Consider the following 13,245-nt stretch of genomic DNA (forward strand, 5'->3'; position numbering starts at 1 on the left):
TGGAAGAGTCATGACTTTTCTCGCCGCATAACCGCCCTATCTGCCGTGATCAGTGGGTTCACGAAAGGCGGCCATGAGATTAGAGGAACAGGACGCGGGTGCGGCGGATGTCTGTATTGTAGGAGCCGGCCCCGTGGGGCTCGCGCTTGCCTTCAAGCTGGAAGAACTGGGGCTGACGGTCACACTTCTGGAAATGGGGGGTAAGGGGGGCGTAGGGGTCGGTGGTGCCAGCGGCATCGAATTCGCGAACCGCCATCATGCCTCTCTTCCGGCCTTCTCCCGCTCCGGCATCGGCGGTGCATCGGCGCTGTGGGGCGGCCGGTGCGTTGCCTTCGACGATCTCGACTTCGAGACCCGCAGCCACGTTCCCTTCTCCGGTTGGCCAATCTCTCATGAGGCGGTACGCCGCTATTATCCGGAAGCTCTCGCCTTCCTGAACTGCAGCAAAGCCTCCGACGTACAACCCGGCGAGCTTTGCGAAGCCGATGGAGCGGTCACCACCCGGGCACTCGAATACTGGAGCAAGCATCCGGATCTCGGGCCGCTGTCTGCCGAACGCCTGCAAGCCTCACGGCATATTTTCCAATTGAACGGGCGGGCAACGGACATCGCACTTGATTCTTCGGGCGCGCGTGTCGACCATCTCGTTCTGCTGCGCGAGGGCGTGGAGGTCCGGGTGAGGGCGAAGGCCTACGTGCTGGCCGGCGGCGGATTGGAGAATGCCCGGCTGCTGCTCTCCCTGCAGGGGAAGAAGCCAGAGATCTGCGGAGGTCGCGAAGGGCCGCTTGGGCGTTTCTATCAAGGGCATCTCACCGGTTACATCGCCGTGGTGGAATTCGAGAAGCCCGAAACCGCAGACTTTTTCGCCTTCCGGCGGGACCGCGAGGGATACGTCTCACGCCGGAGGTTTCAGATCGCCCCGGCGATGCAGGCGGAAGAACGACTGCTCAATTGCGTCTTCTGGATAGATGCGATCTCGATCGCCGATCCGGTTCACGGATCGGGCGCGCTTTCGCTTATCTATCTGTTTTTAAGGGTGCTCGGGCTTTATCGCCACCTTTCGAATGGGCTTGCGCCGACGGCAAAGGGCGTGCGGAACATCGATCACCGGCAGCATGGCGGCAATATCCGCGGGGACCGCCGCGTCGTCAGGGATATCGTTTCGTCGGTCCGCAACCTCATGAGGCGGCGCGTCGATCGGCGGTACACGCTCATCAATCCGAAAGGCCGCTATCTGCTGCGTTACCATGCCGAACAGGAGCCCAATCGGGAGAGCCGCGTCATCCTTCAGCCGCCAGGTTCGGCGGACGGCCAAGGCATTCTGGCCGTGGATTACCGGGTCACCGAGCAGGACCTGAGGTCCGTCCTGAAGTCGCATCACATCCTCGACGGCTGGTTGCGCCGGACCGGCCTCGGGCGGCTGGAATATCTGCACGATGAAAGTGCCAGGCGGCAGGCGGTCTTCGATCAAGCCTTCGACGGCTATCACCAGATTGGCCTCAGCAGGATGTCGTCACATCCTGCCGAAGGAGTGGCGGACGCCGAGTGCCGTGTGCACGGCGTCGCCAATCTTTATCTTGCCGGCAGCTGCCTGTTTCCGACCGGTGGGCAGGCCAACCCGACCATGCCGGCGGTGGCGCTGGCTTTGCGGCTGGCGGATCACCTCAAGGATGTCGTCAGAGGCAAAAGTCGGAGCTAGGGCGGGTCGCGTTATCGGGCTGGCCGCCGCACGGGCAAGCGTGGGAAAGAAGGGCGTTTGCCCTTCAAAAGCATCTGTACGGGCCTTTCGAAACATTCGTAGCCGGCAATGCCTGCTATGGTGCCGAGCAGGACAGCCGCCAGCAGGATTGACGGCGCGGCAAGCGCCATCGCGGTTCCCGCCTGCACCGCGATGGAAATCGCGAAAGTATGCCACAGGTAGATCGAATAGGAACTGTCGCCGAGATAGGTGAGTGTGTGGAGCCTCGGCAGCCGATTGCCGGCTTCGACGGAAAGGGCGCCGAGGACAAGCGTCACCGCCAGCGGCCCGCATGTCCAAGCATCGAATTCCAGCTTCAGCAGATGAATGGCGGCAAAGCCGGCGATCGATAGCGAGACGAGCAGCAGACCGATCCAGGCGGAGGGCAATCCTCCGCGTCGCCATAACTTTGCAAGCGCCGCTCCGAGCACGAATTCGACGATGACCGGCGCCGTATAGAAAGCGAGGAGGGGAGCGGCGGGCTCCAGCAATAAACCGGTCAGGACAAGCGAGCCGAATACGAAAGCGAGGGCTGCGAGCCGCCAGCCCCGTTTCAGGAACAGGATCAGCGCGAAGACGGCATAGAAGAAAATCTCGTAGTTCAGCGTCCACCCCTGTACCAGGAGCGGCCAGAGGTTGCCATTGCTCGGAGAGGTGACGGGGATGAACAGGTAGGATCCGAGCGTGTGGGCAAATGCGAGCTTCAGATTTGGAAAGAGGCCGATCGTCGCTCCGACAATCATGAGCGTTGTTGCTGCCCAATAGGATGGCGCGATGCGCAGCAGGCGGTTTCGAAAGAAGCGGGCGGGGCTGACCGGCCTGTCGTCGCTGATCGCCATCATGATGAAGCCGCTCACCACGAAGAAGATGTCGACCCCGGCTGCCCCGATCGTGAATGGCATGCCCGCGCGTTCGCCGGCGTGAAAGATCACCACTGCAATGGCCGCGAACGCCCTCAGATACTGGATGGAATACAGGGTCTGCATCGCGGTGTCCTCCGGCGAATACCTGGCTTGTCGGTGCTCAGCTCGTCTGCGGGGTGTTCGGATCGGGAACAAAGGGGTCGTAATAGGGCGACCGGACACTCCGGGACTGCCCGAGAGCCAGTTTGCCCGCAGCGAAATAAAGAAGGAAAGAACCGACGTGATACGGATTGATGACGTCGATTTCCACGAAGGAGCGGATCACAAGCAGGCTCACAATGCCGAAGGCGAGGATCGATTCGGGCGTCCTGCCGATGGTGAGCAGGCGTTTCAGGTGGCCGCCGAGGGTCGTCAGCAGGATGGACACGAGGAGGAGCGTGCCGAACAGGCCGGTTTCCACCATCGTCTCGATATAGGTGTTGTGGAAATGAAAGCCGCTCCGCCCGGTGATGAAGAATTCCTGCCAGAGGCGTTCCGCCTCGGAGAAGCCCGGAACCCAGTAACTCTGGTAGCCGATGCCGAAATAGGGGTTCGCGGCGGCTGCCGCGATGCCCTGCTGCCAGAGATAGGTGCGGCCCGTGAGCGTCGTGTCCTTTCCGAAGACGCCGAGGATGGCATCCAGTGCTCCGGCCTGCAATGCGCCGACCCCGGCGGCGATCGCAAGCACGACGGCGGCGGAGAAGAATATCCGCCGGTGCCGCGGCGTGAAGATCATGAAGCCCTGCATGCCGAAGCATGCGGCGATCACCGCCACCGTGGTAATGACCGACGTCGCCGACTGCGATGCCAGCAGGGAATAGGCCGAGATCAGGCCGACGACGCCTGAGATCATGAACCAGAGGCCTTGCATCCGGAAGATCATCACTGCGGCATAACAGAAAAACAGGCCGAGCGAGGCATAGAAGCCGAGCTGGTTCTTGGAGGAAAACGCACCGACGAAACTGTAGCTGCCGTCGATCACGTCATAGAGGTAGGTGCCGAACAGGAGGGAGTAGATGAGCACCACCGCCACGCCGGCGATCACGCCTCGGGTCAGCGTCGTGGCGCTCACGGTGCGCATGGCGATGAGGGCGCAGACGATGTGGGTCAGATACTGGATCGCGGTGCGCAGTGACAGGCCGAAAGCCGGCGACCAGAAGGCGGAAATGAAACAGAATAGCGCAAAGCCGAATATCCAGACATGGTTCAGATAGTTGCCGAGCGCCCGCCGATAGTCGACGAGCACCAGCAACCCCCAGACGCCATAATAGGCGAGGATCGAAATCTGCCCGAACCGGCTCGAATAGGCGAAGACGAACAAGGAGAGCGCCACCGCCGCGATGCCGTAGACTTCGTTCCTTGCCGGATCGATAAGCGTGGATTTGGCGATCCGCATGCGGCCCTCACTGCATCAGGAGTTCGGAACTCACTTTGACCACGTCGCCGGGAAGCAGCCGATCATTTTCCCCGACCACGATCTCCTTCGGCCCCTTGCCGTCGTCGCGTACGACGACGTATTTGATCGTCGCGTCCTTGGCGGACGGATCGAATTTCAATGCTTCCGCCGATTGCGCCAGTGCTTCCGACATCAGCTCGCGGCTGGTGCCGAGCTGCAGGCCGAGCTTTTCGAGTTCGGCTTCCGTATCCTGCAGCTCCTTCGCGCGCTGTGCTTCCCAGTCGTTGCGAAGGTTGATCTCGTCCTGGTTCGCCTTGTTGATATCCTGCTTGGCACGAAGGGCCGCAGTGTCGGTGTCGAGCATGTTCGATTCCAGATCCGCCGCCCTTTCCTCGGCCGTCAGGCGACGGCTCGACGTCGCCAGCCCCTGTTCCGTCAGCTTGGCCATCTTTTCACGATCCGCGCTGACGAGTTCCAGCTGGCGCTTCTGGGTCTCGGATTTCTGGGCGAGTGACTGGACTTCGGTATTCAGCAGCGTCTTCAGGTCGGCCAGAGCCTGCAACTGCAATTCGTAACGCTGGCGGCGGGATTTCATCAGAGCGGTTTCGCTGGAAATCAGTTGCTCGGCATTCGAAATGTCCTTGAGCTCGGGCGGCACCTTGAGCTCGGAGTCTCCGGCGACTTCCGCCAGCAGCCGGGCGCGGCGGGCGAGAAGCCGCCCACGTTCCGAACCATAGACCTGGGCATCGCCGCGGGCATTGATGAAGTCGCGCGCGAAGCGCTGGCCGGCGTCGGAACGGCGAAGCCCGCCCGCAAGGCTGACGGCTTTCAAGACGGTGAGATTGGGCGCGTAGGGATATTCGCCCGGCGTGTGGACGTCGCCGGCCAGGAAGACCGGGCGGAATACCGCGATTTCGACGGAGGCGGACGGCAGGTTACGAAGGGCGAACTTGCTGCGCAGTTCTTCGCCGATGATCTTGGAAAGCTCGGTGGTCGTCTTGCCGGCTGCCGGCAAGTCGCCGACGAAGGGGAGAGACAAGGCGCCGGCCGGTCCGACCGTGTAATCGCCGCTGACGGCATCCCAGCTGCGCACCGTTCCCTCGGCCGGCTGCCATTCGGCCACCCGGATGCGCAGCTTGTCCATCACGCCAAGGCGATAGCCGTTGTCATCGGCGATGGCACTGCCGAATGTCGCCAGGATCATTCCGGCCAGAATGCATAAAACACGCAGGCTCCTTGCGGAGGCGGTTCGTAACTGCATGGATTCTTCCCTTAAAAGGCGCGGTCGGGGCCGCGCTCAGGACTTGTCCACGTTGCCGACCACGCTGGGAGGGGCGGGTTTAGGCTTGGTGGTGAGAAGTTGCTTGATCAATAACTGCCGCGCGCCAGGCATACGGCCGGAATGGTCCTCACGATGATCATCACATCGCCGACCAGCGACCAGTTCTGGACATAATGCGTGTCGAATGCAATGCGGCTCTCGTAGGAGACGTCGTTGCGGCCGCTGATCTGCCAGAGACCGGTGAGGCCCGGCCGGGTACTGAGATAGTAGGCGGCAAAGCTGTCGTAGAGGTTCAGTTCCTCATCGACGACCGGCCGCGGTCCCACGACGCTCATCTCGCCCCGAAGGATGTTGATGAGCTGCGGCAATTCATCGAGGCTCAACTTGCGAAGCACCGTGCCGATGGCCGTCACGCGGGGATCCACGCGAAGCTTTCGGGTCGCCTTCCATTCCTCGGCCGCATGGGGATTATCCCGCAGGTAGTTGCGCAGGATCTCGTCGCCATTGACTGCCATCGTGCGGAACTTGAGGCACTTGAAGATACGGCCGTTGTGGCCGATCCGGCGATGACCGTAGAAGACCGGGCCATTGTCGGAAAATTTCACCAAAGCCGCGATCATCAGGAAGATGGGACTGAAGAGGATGAGAGCAAGAGCGGCAGAGGTGATGTCGAAGCTGCGTTTTGCCAAGCCGCCAGTGGGTAGCAAGAATTCGGCTTGGGTCGTGGACGGAAACGGCGAGTCTGCCGAACGTGTCGCTGACTTCATAGAGTGAACTCCATTTAGGTTTTGCGATTAGGTCGGTGCCATTGCGGCGTGTCTTTCGATGCTCATCGGATAATAAGTCTGTGTTCCTAATTTGATGTAGGTCAAAATTTCCCGCAGATCCCCTCCGCCGAGCGTCCCTGGTCAGCCATGCCGACCAGCCAGGGGCGCGCGCTATACTTTGCGATATTCGCTACTGGCAAAAAAATACTGGTTTTTCCTCGTAGACTTTGAGATGGTTTCAATATTTCTGGAAGCGATCCATCTAAACTCCGCCTCCTGTTCTGGTCTTCCCCCAGCTATACTCCGGGCAGGTTCTTTTAAGGTGGGACCAAAGTAGCTTGGGGTTAGGACCAAAGCCCCATCCTTTTTGCGCCGCAATACAATGTTGCGCCGCAAAAAAACCCGGCGCGTTCCGGTGATCTTTGTAACAAAAGTTGATCGCGTTCGATCCGGGTCAAGCTCCCCGCAGCGTATGCTGGGATAAAATTGCAGGAAAACAGGCGGAAATGTGGCGAAAACATGGCAAGGGGCCTGTGGTATCGGGATAGAGAAGAGTTTTACCCGGAAGGTATGTTTGGGAACCTCTGCAACATTACGAAAGTTTCACCACTGGTCTGGCATACTTGAGGCTCTGGAACTTGCATCCTCTCCTGCTGCCTCATATGGTTGTTTCTTGGGAGAGGAGCCCCAAAATTGACGAGCCGAATAGTTTTGGTTCGGGAGGAAGGATCATGTACGCACCGCGTGTCTTTGTCAGTATGACAGGGGTCCTGATCGCGTTTGCGGTGTCCGCATATTTTATGACGGGTTCGTTCTATACGGCGTTTATACAGACGTTGATCTGTGCTGTGCTTCTTCAAGCCGGCTATTTCATTGGCGTTCTTTACCTGGTGCGGCGCGAAAAGATGCGCCGCGGCGAGACCGCTCCTGCGGAAGCGGCCAAGACTTCCAAAGATGGCAGCCGGCGCGACGGGCTGCGCGCCGATGCGGCGCCGAACCTTCCGGCCGGCGATACCTGACGCGCCTTTTTTTGCCTCTTCCACATCAGGGCCATTTTCGTGAGTCCATTGTTGCCTATCGATGCAACATGGAGTTGGCCATGGCTGAAGCTGCCGCCCAGACGATCTGTGTCATCATCGCGGCCAAGAATGCCGCGGATACGATCGGAATCGCAATCCAATCCGCCTTGAACGAGGTCTATGTCAGCGAGGTCGTCGTGGTCGACGACGGCTCGACGGACGGGACCGCCGCCGTGGCACGCGAGGCCGACGACGGATCGGGACGCCTGAGCGTCGTCTCGTTTGCGGAAAACCGCGGACCGTCTGCCGCCCGCAACCACGCGTTTTCCATATCGAGTGCGCCTTTGATCGCCATTCTCGATGCGGACGATTTCTTCTTCCCCGGCCGGTTTGCTCCGATGATGGGGGAGGAAGGCTGGGATATGATCGCCGACAATATCGCCTTCATCTACGAGCCGACCGAATTCCTGCATCCCGAGCGCTTCGAGGCGCGGGCGCGCACCATGTCGCTCGTCGAATTCGTCGAGGGCAATATCTCGAAACGCGGCGTGCAGCGCGGGGAAACGGGTTTCCTGAAACCGGTGATGAGCCGGGCTTTCCTTGATGCGCATGGCTTGCGCTACCGCGAGGAGATGCGGCTCGGGGAGGATTACGATTTCTATGTCCGGGCGCTTGCGAAAGGTGCCCGCTACAAGGTGATCGAGCATTGCGGCTACGGCGCGATCGTTCGCAACGACTCGCTCAGCAGCCGGCACCGTACAGCCGATCTTCAGAAGTTCTACGAGGCGGACGAGGCGATCATGGCCGACCCGGCGCTGCCGGAAGAAGCTCGCGCAGCCGTACGGGGCCACCGAGACCATATCCGCGACAAATACGAGTTGCGGGCTTTCCTGGATGTGAAAAGGGAGGCCGGGAAGATGGCGGCGGTCCGCCATGTGATGGCTCGGCCGAGGGCGCTGCCGGCAATCGCCGGCGGCATTTTCCGCGACAAACTCGATCTGATACGGGCGAGAACGGCGAAGACGCCGCTCAAGCCCCTCGGGGCGCGTTATCTGCTGCCCGGCATTCCTGCCGCTCAGAAATAATCGCGGCGAATTTCCTTCAGAACGGAGCGGAAGCGATGCTTTCGCTCTTCCAGCTTACCCTCGGGACTGAGCCGGGGTTCAGTCCGGCTCGCCTGCCACAGGGCCAGCACGGAAGGGGCTGCCAGCAACTGCTTGGCCACGCCCCGCAGGCCCGTCTGGGACGGTTGGGAGCGGGTCAGGAGGTCACCGTGGTCATCCTGCGCATTCGCGGGAGCCGGATGCTGGCTGTCGAAGCTGACGCCCCAGAAGCGCTCTTTCTTGGCAACCGCCTCCGCCCGGGTGGAGACTGGCACGTAACGCGGCTCATAGGTCGTTCCGACCGAGTTTGCCCAGTCGTTCCATTTGAAATTATTGATGGATCTTGAGGTGCTGACCGCTACCCACGGCACTCGGAACGCATCTGCCAAGATGGCGCCGTGCATGGATTCGGCGATGATCAGTTCCGATTGGGCGATGTGGCGGATGACCGCCTTCGCCTCGCCTCGCGGATCGAGATAGGTCAGCCCGACCGGCTCGCAGACCGCTTGCCACATGCCGAACTCGGCTGATTCCCAGTGAGGAATGAACGTCTTCCTGTGGATCTTCTGCAGGTTCTGGAATTCCGGCATGTCGGCGATCATCGCCGCCGGATCGGTGATCGCCAAATCGGCGGGAAGCCCGAGCTTTTCCGCCGTCAGCGGGCCACGCACCGCCCGCACGTCCCATTCATCCGTGTCGCAAACATCCGGCGGTGTGCCGTAGCCATAGCCGCTACCGACCACCAGCTTCTTTCGGCCGGCAGGCAACAAGGCCGGGTTGAGGACCGTACCGACGCCGACCAACAGGACATCAGGATGGACGTCGCGGAAGCCGGGCAGCAGCTCGTCCCAGAGCCATAGGTTGAGATCGTCGCCGAAATTGCCGTGATGGGATTCCCAGTAGTACGCTTGCATGCGGGCCTCCTTGGGAGAAGAGTTGAATCCATTTCCAAAAATCAGCGGGTGCTGCGACCCAACTTGCCGGCGCCGAGTTCGAAGGCGGCCCGGATAATCCCCGGATCGCGCATCACCCAGCGGGCGAGCAGGCCGAAATCCGGCGCCTGCCGCCGTTTCACCCGGCCGGCCTGGCTCCACAGCGCCTGCCGGCGGGCGGTGTTCTTGTAGGAGGCGATCGAGGCTACGTCGCCCGGCCGCGAGCGAAAACGTTCCTCCAGCGTGTCGAGCGCCACCCAGGTGTTGAACTGCTGGCGCAGGAACTGCGGCGAGCGGTTGTCGATGCTGTGGAAGATGTTGAGACCCATGCCACGGGCAGCACCCGCTTCGTCGCAGAGCAGGGTGCGTTTCGATTTCAGGATGCAGTCGACGAAGAAAAGCACGTCCTCGGCGGCGAGCCTGAGGGAGGGTTCGAAGCGGATCGTCTCGAAGACCGGCCTTGCCATGACCATGCAGGAAAGATGCAGGAAGCTCCAGTTCTTCAGCATGACGCTGGCGAGGTCCGGCATCTCGATGACAAGCGGTGACTCAGATAAGCGGGTGCCGCCTTCCGCCTTTTCGAGTTCGGCCATGCCGAAGTGGTAATAGAACTCGTCGCTCGGCTGCATCGAAGCCCAATAACACTCCGCTTCGAAGCGGATCATCGCCTCATGGGCATTTTTCAGATGGTCCGGCAGCCAGATATCGTCGGAATCGAGAAGCGCCACGAAACGTGTTTCCACGGGCACGTTGTCAAGCCCGGTATTGCGCGCCGCCCCCGGCCCCCCATTCGGTTGATGGACGACCTTGATGCGAGTTTTCCAAGTCTGTTCAATAGTTTGCAGTTCGATTTCGGCGGGAAGGGGTGAATCGTCGTCGATGACGACTATATCGAAGTCCTGATAGCTTTGATTGAAGATCGACTCGAGTGCGCGGACGAGAATGCCGGCTTCTTTCTGAAAAAATGGGATCACAACCGTGAACGTCGCCATGTTTTTGCCCCTGCTTCTGCGAAGAATTGAAAGCCGCTGATTTTCGGCTCCGGGTTTCAAGGCGGCAGATCGCTGCCGTATTCGATTGGCCTCCGACAATGGGATTTGACATATGGCTCCAAGCCAAGGCGTGAAGACCATCACGACCAACGTCGGTTGGAGCGTGCTCTCAAAGACCGCCACATTCGGGCTGAAATTTGTCACGGTACCGATTCTGGCAAGACTGCTGACGCCGGAAGATTTCGGATCGGTCGCAGTCGCGCTTACCGTGGTGCAGTTTCTGGCGATGATCGGCGGGGCAGGTTTGACATCTGCGCTTGTGGTCGATCAGGACGGTGACATGCGCACCGTCCACACGGTTTTCTGGACCAATCTCGCCATGTCCTGCCTGATGGCGGCGGTGCTTTTCTTCGGCGCAGAAGATCTTGCGGTCCTGATGGGCGCACCGGAAAGCGCCGGTCTTCTGAAGATCATGGCGCTGCTCATTCCGCTTCAGCTCTCCGGCGACGTCGCCTACTCGTTGCTCGCCCGGCAGATGAATTTCAGCAAGGATGCAGTGCTGAGCACGGTGTCCGAATGCACGGCGGCGCTGATCGCGTTGGCGCTCGCCTTTTTCGGTTTCGGCGTATGGGCGCTGGTCTTTCAACTTTTTTCTGCAGCGTTGATCAGGCTCGTCGGCCTCTATTTCGTCACCGGCTACATGCCGCGCTTCGTCATGGAGCCGCGCAGGATCGGGCCGCTGTTTTCCTTCAGTTCCGGGCTGATGGGCTCGGAAATCGCCAATTTCGTCACCTTCCAGGCGCCGATGGTTGTGATCGCCCGAATGCTGGGCATTGCCGATGCCGGCGCCTATTCGGCGGCCAACCGCTTCGCCAGCATTCCGAACCAGGTGGTGCTCTCCGCCGTCATGGGTGTGCTTTTTCCTGCCTTCAGCCTGATGGCCGATGATCGCAAGCGGCGTTCGGACGCGCTGATGCTGAGCACGCAGGTGACGACCGTCATCCTGGCGCCGGCAATGTTCGGCCTGTGGGCCATCGCCGAGCCGGGCATGCTGGTGCTGTTCGGCCCGCAATGGGCCTATGCCTGGCCGGTACTCGGCCTGCTGGCGCTCTCGAAGGGTATCGTTACGCCCTGCAGCACGTTCATTCCCTATCTCAAGGGGACCGGTCATAGCCGCGTGCTGTTCTGGTCGGCGGTGCTGCGCGCGGTTGCGACGACACTGGCGATTGCCGGTGCCGCCCATTATGGCAGCCTCGTGGATGCTATGGTGGCGCTCTGCGCCGTCAATGCTATTACTCTGATCGGCTATTCCTGGGCCGTCTTCCGCATCGACGATATTCCGTTCCTGCGCGGGCTGCTGGTGAGCAGCCGATCGATGATTACCGCCTTCGTCATGGCGCTCGGCGTGCGCGCCTTCCTGCATGTTTTCGCCGACCGGCTTGCCAATCCTTATCTGGAAGTGCTGGCGGGCGCTGCCGTTGGCGGCGTGATCTATGGGATGCTCTTCCTCATCACCGAGCGGGCGCTGCTCAGGAAGATTTTCGAGATCGTGAGGCGCCGCGGCCGCAGGGATGCGGCAGGTGCGTCCGCCGTCTGATCATGTCGCAAGTTTGCCCAAATCTTGCCACAAATCAGTATTGCGGGGACAGTTCGCGGTAATGCGATAACGGGGGCTTTGGTCCCTTCGCGCCCCCTGGAACATCTTTTTTCACAGTGCTGCAATGCAGCAATCCAGGTTGAGGTTCCGGCATCAACCGCCTTGAAATCATGAGCCTGTGACGGGGTCGTGATGGGTCGGACAAGACTATCGCAAGCCGTCGATTATTCTATGGGACAGTCGTTTTTTTCTGTGTCGCCACATTTTACCCCCAAGTCGGCATGACACTTTTGCGGATTGCGGGCTCAAGTCTGCTCTGATTGAAACGGCGGTGACGGGAGGCACGGCCCAAAAGGGGTGACTCGTTTGACTGTTGATCAGAACATCTCCTCCCGTATCAATTTGATGCGTATCCTTTTGATTTCCGGCATCGTCTTCGTGCATGTGCCGCATGATCAGGCCACGAGCCCCTATCTCGGGCCGAATGGTTTCTTCGACTGGCTCAGGGTGTTCCTTGCGGACAGCCTGTTTCGCGTGGGCGTGCCGTGCCTCAGCGCCATTTCCGGCTATCTGCTGTTCCAGCGGGGCTGGGACGGGTTCGATTATGGCAAGACGCTTCGCTCCAAGGCGAAGACCGTTTTGCTGCCGTTCCTGTTGTGGAATCTCGGGTTGCTGGCTGCTGTGCTGGTCATGCAGCGTGTCGATATCGGAGTCGGTTACTTTCCTGATCTCTGGGGCGCGACGACGCGCGAGTTCCTGAGCTATGCTTTCGCTACGGAAGATCTGCCGATCGATATCCCGCTCTATTTCCTGCGCGACCTGATCGTCTGTATCCTGCTGTCGCCGATCCTGGCGTTTCTGGTCCGCCGCCTCCCGGCACCGACGCTCGGCATCTTGTTCCTGCTCGCGATCCTGCCGGGCTTCACGCTTGTCATCGTGCTCAAGAAGACGATCCTGTTCTCATTCACCTTCGGCGTCTTCCTGGCACTCAACCGTGTAGACCTGAAGACGTTCGACCGGTTCGCAGGTGTCGGCACCATTGCCATGCTGGCGGCGGCGGTGTTGCTTTCCATCGCACAACATCGGACCGGCCCGGATTTCCCCTGGGCCGTCGATCTTGCCCGCAACGCGCTTTCCATGGTCGGGATCGGCGGTTTCTGGCTGCTTTCGGCGCTCCTCATCCGTTCGTCGGCTGGTCAGCGGCTCGCCAATACCGGCAGTCTGAGCTTCTGGATTTTCTGCGCGCATTATCCGCTCCTCGTGCTGATGTGGATGGTCTGGAACCGAGTGGCGGGCGATGCGGGTTATCCGGTCTTCTATCTCGGGGCCGTCGTTGCGAGCCTGGTCATCCTGGTGGCAAGCAACCTCTTCGTCTCGCGCACCATGCCGGGCCTCTACGAAGTGCTCACCGGCAGCCGAGGGCGCAGGGCGAAGCTCGCTGCCGCTCTTAAATCCGCATCGTCCGCCGGCCTTGCCCGTCCGGGCGAGCCGGCCCTGACGCAACAGCAGAGGTGAAA

General features: G+C 60.6%; 11 protein-coding genes. 5 read left to right on the forward strand and 6 right to left on the reverse strand.

All coding sequences use genetic code 11. From position 1 onward, the window contains the following. Window positions 1-73: 73 nt before the first annotated feature. The gene (locus DMO26_RS11025) at window positions 74-1,699 is read left to right on the forward strand and encodes an FAD-dependent oxidoreductase (protein WP_117192102.1); all 1,626 of its coding nucleotides are present in this window, start codon (window positions 74-76) and stop codon (window positions 1,697-1,699) included. Between the two features lie 11 nt (window positions 1,700-1,710). Here DMO26_RS11025 and DMO26_RS11030 read toward each other — a convergent pair whose 3' ends face one another. The 4 genes from DMO26_RS11030 to DMO26_RS11045 form a co-directional block, all read right to left on the reverse strand. Continuing rightward, a complete protein-coding gene (locus tag DMO26_RS11030) occupies window positions 1,711-2,724 on the reverse strand; it encodes an acyltransferase family protein (protein WP_117192103.1) in 1,014 nt (337 codons plus the stop codon). Between the two features lie 37 nt (window positions 2,725-2,761). After that, window positions 2,762-4,036 (reverse strand): O-antigen ligase family protein, encoded by a 1,275-nt coding sequence (locus DMO26_RS11035; protein ID WP_117192104.1) that lies wholly within the window; start codon window positions 4,034-4,036, stop codon window positions 2,762-2,764. Between the two features lie 7 nt (window positions 4,037-4,043). Further along, complete coding sequence (locus DMO26_RS11040; protein ID WP_117192105.1) at window positions 4,044-5,297, reverse strand: polysaccharide biosynthesis/export family protein; 1,254 nt, start codon at window positions 5,295-5,297, stop codon at window positions 4,044-4,046. Between the two features lie 107 nt (window positions 5,298-5,404). Continuing rightward, window positions 5,405-6,085, reverse strand: coding sequence for a sugar transferase (locus DMO26_RS11045; protein ID WP_117192106.1), 681 nt, complete (start codon window positions 6,083-6,085; stop codon window positions 5,405-5,407). A gap of 731 nt (window positions 6,086-6,816) precedes the next feature. On the opposite strand from DMO26_RS11045, the gene DMO26_RS34925 reads away from it, so the two are divergent. Then, on the forward strand, window positions 6,817-7,104 hold the full coding sequence (locus DMO26_RS34925; protein WP_117192107.1) for an exopolysaccharide production repressor protein: 288 nt from the start codon (window positions 6,817-6,819) through the stop codon (window positions 7,102-7,104). An 80-nt stretch (window positions 7,105-7,184) separates the two neighbouring features. Beyond that, window positions 7,185-8,189, forward strand: a complete 1,005-nt coding sequence (locus DMO26_RS11055; RefSeq protein WP_117192108.1) for a glycosyltransferase family 2 protein — start codon at window positions 7,185-7,187, stop codon at window positions 8,187-8,189. Here the strand turns inward: DMO26_RS11055 and DMO26_RS11060 are convergent. Both DMO26_RS11060 and DMO26_RS11065 read right to left on the reverse strand, forming a co-directional pair. Continuing rightward, a complete protein-coding gene (locus DMO26_RS11060; RefSeq protein WP_117192109.1) occupies window positions 8,180-9,121 on the reverse strand; it encodes a polysaccharide pyruvyl transferase family protein in 942 nt (313 codons plus the stop codon). The genes DMO26_RS11055 and DMO26_RS11060 overlap by 10 nt on opposite strands. A 41-nt stretch (window positions 9,122-9,162) precedes the next feature. Next, entirely contained in the window at window positions 9,163-10,131 is a 969-nt protein-coding gene (locus DMO26_RS11065; protein ID WP_117192110.1) for a glycosyltransferase, read from the reverse strand. Between the two features lie 112 nt (window positions 10,132-10,243). On the opposite strand from DMO26_RS11065, the gene DMO26_RS11070 reads away from it, so the two are divergent. Then, window positions 10,244-11,728 (forward strand): lipopolysaccharide biosynthesis protein, encoded by a 1,485-nt coding sequence (locus DMO26_RS11070; protein ID WP_117192111.1) that lies wholly within the window; start codon window positions 10,244-10,246, stop codon window positions 11,726-11,728. Window positions 11,729-12,094: 366 nt separating this feature from the next. Further along, on the forward strand, window positions 12,095-13,243 hold the full coding sequence (locus DMO26_RS11075) for an acyltransferase family protein (protein WP_162894813.1): 1,149 nt from the start codon (window positions 12,095-12,097) through the stop codon (window positions 13,241-13,243). The last annotated feature ends 2 nt before the right edge of the window (window positions 13,244-13,245 follow it).

Origin of the sequence: Rhizobium terrae, from assembly GCF_003425685.1 — a bacterium.
In the GTDB taxonomy this organism is placed as follows: Bacteria; Pseudomonadota; Alphaproteobacteria; order Rhizobiales; family Rhizobiaceae; genus Neorhizobium; species Neorhizobium terrae.

What these genes read in the sequence shown, in the direction of transcription:
- DMO26_RS11025 (WP_117192102.1), top strand. Translation starts at nt 74, where the DNA reads ATGAGATTAGAGGAACAGGACGCGGGTGCGGCGGATGTCTGTATTGTA.
- DMO26_RS11030 (WP_117192103.1), bottom strand. Translation starts at nt 2,724, where the DNA reads ATGCAGACCCTGTATTCCATCCAGTATCTGAGGGCGTTCGCGGCCATT.
- DMO26_RS11035 (WP_117192104.1), bottom strand. Translation starts at nt 4,036, where the DNA reads ATGCGGATCGCCAAATCCACGCTTATCGATCCGGCAAGGAACGAAGTC.
- DMO26_RS11040 (WP_117192105.1), bottom strand. Translation starts at nt 5,297, where the DNA reads ATGCAGTTACGAACCGCCTCCGCAAGGAGCCTGCGTGTTTTATGCATT.
- DMO26_RS11045 (WP_117192106.1), bottom strand. Translation starts at nt 6,085, where the DNA reads ATGAAGTCAGCGACACGTTCGGCAGACTCGCCGTTTCCGTCCACGACC.
- DMO26_RS34925 (WP_117192107.1), top strand. Translation starts at nt 6,817, where the DNA reads ATGTACGCACCGCGTGTCTTTGTCAGTATGACAGGGGTCCTGATCGCG.
- DMO26_RS11055 (WP_117192108.1), top strand. Translation starts at nt 7,185, where the DNA reads ATGGCTGAAGCTGCCGCCCAGACGATCTGTGTCATCATCGCGGCCAAG.
- DMO26_RS11060 (WP_117192109.1), bottom strand. Translation starts at nt 9,121, where the DNA reads ATGCAAGCGTACTACTGGGAATCCCATCACGGCAATTTCGGCGACGAT.
- DMO26_RS11065 (WP_117192110.1), bottom strand. Translation starts at nt 10,131, where the DNA reads ATGGCGACGTTCACGGTTGTGATCCCATTTTTTCAGAAAGAAGCCGGC.
- DMO26_RS11070 (WP_117192111.1), top strand. Translation starts at nt 10,244, where the DNA reads ATGGCTCCAAGCCAAGGCGTGAAGACCATCACGACCAACGTCGGTTGG.